The sequence below is a fragment of the Halorubrum sp. Atlit-26R genome, from assembly GCF_003666015.1.
Taxonomy (GTDB): domain Archaea; phylum Halobacteriota; class Halobacteria; order Halobacteriales; family Haloferacaceae; genus Halorubrum.
Window position 1 is genome coordinate 1 of record NZ_QPLT01000114.1, and the last position, 978, is coordinate 978.

General features: G+C 55.3%; 2 pseudogenes. One reads left to right on the forward strand and one right to left on the reverse strand.

Annotated features, from left to right (window positions below):
• A pseudogene (locus tag DVK07_RS19620) lies at positions 1-523 on the reverse strand (RNA-guided endonuclease TnpB family protein); the annotation flags it as partial.
• Between the two features lie 189 nt (positions 524-712).
• On the opposite strand from DVK07_RS19620, the pseudogene DVK07_RS19625 reads away from it, so the two are divergent.
• Positions 713-978 (forward strand): annotated as a pseudogene (locus DVK07_RS19625) (type II toxin-antitoxin system VapC family toxin); the annotation flags it as partial.

Sequence of the window (978 nt, forward strand, 5' to 3'; positions counted from 1 at the left end):
GATAGAACTCGTCGGTTTCGTTGTCGTAGTGGACAGTGCTGGTCGAAAAGGAGTAGTCGTCGTTCAACAGGTACTCACCGTGCGGCGTTTGTTCAGGATGCTCCGGTAGGTCGTACTCACACTCAACCCGCCCGTTGACAGTGGCAAGACTCACCTTGTCACGGTAGAATGTAGCCGCTCGCTTGTCGTACACGATGCTGAATGTATCGTAGTGGGGTTGGCTTGTTTTCTCCCCATCACTAAGCCGATCAACACAGTTACCGATGTCCTTGGTTGCTCGCTTGATTGCTTTCTGAACGAGATTGGCGTGAAGGTAGTCGGTCGCTTCCCGCAACTCGTCGTAGATGGCTTGTTCAGCTTCGGATTTGCTGGTTACGCAGTCGCCGTGTGGGTATCGCCATGCCCACTCAGCGGTTCGATTCGCGCAGTATTGGAATTGCTGGTTGGTGGCGTGGAGGTCACTCTTGCGGTCGTCAGGAACGTCAAGCCGGATCTGAACCGTTCGAGTTACGTCCCACGCCATGTATCTCACAGTAGTATCCACTTTTTATTATAGTTTATTATTAGTGGGGAGTCAGTAGAGCGATCGCAGTGTGGTTTGGTGCTCTGTTTGTCGGCTTCCTCCCACGGCTAAAGCCGGTGGGCATCCGCCTTGCTACTACTGTGAAGAAGCGTTGCGGCAGCGCTACGCCGATGACAACGAGGCTGACGGATGACGGAGGGGGCTGCGATTCCCGAAACGATCGTCTTCGACGCCGAACCACTCATCGCCTACTTCTGTAACGAACCAGGGAGCGACACCGTCGAAACGTACGTTGACGCTATCGAAGGCGCAGCAGACGGCTACATCTCGGCGACCAATCTCGCCGAGATCCATTATATCGTCCGGGCGATCGACGGCGAGGAGCGCGCTGATGCCGTCGTCAACGTCCTCGAGGAAAGTGGCATCCGTCGCATCGACACCGAACAGACATGGGC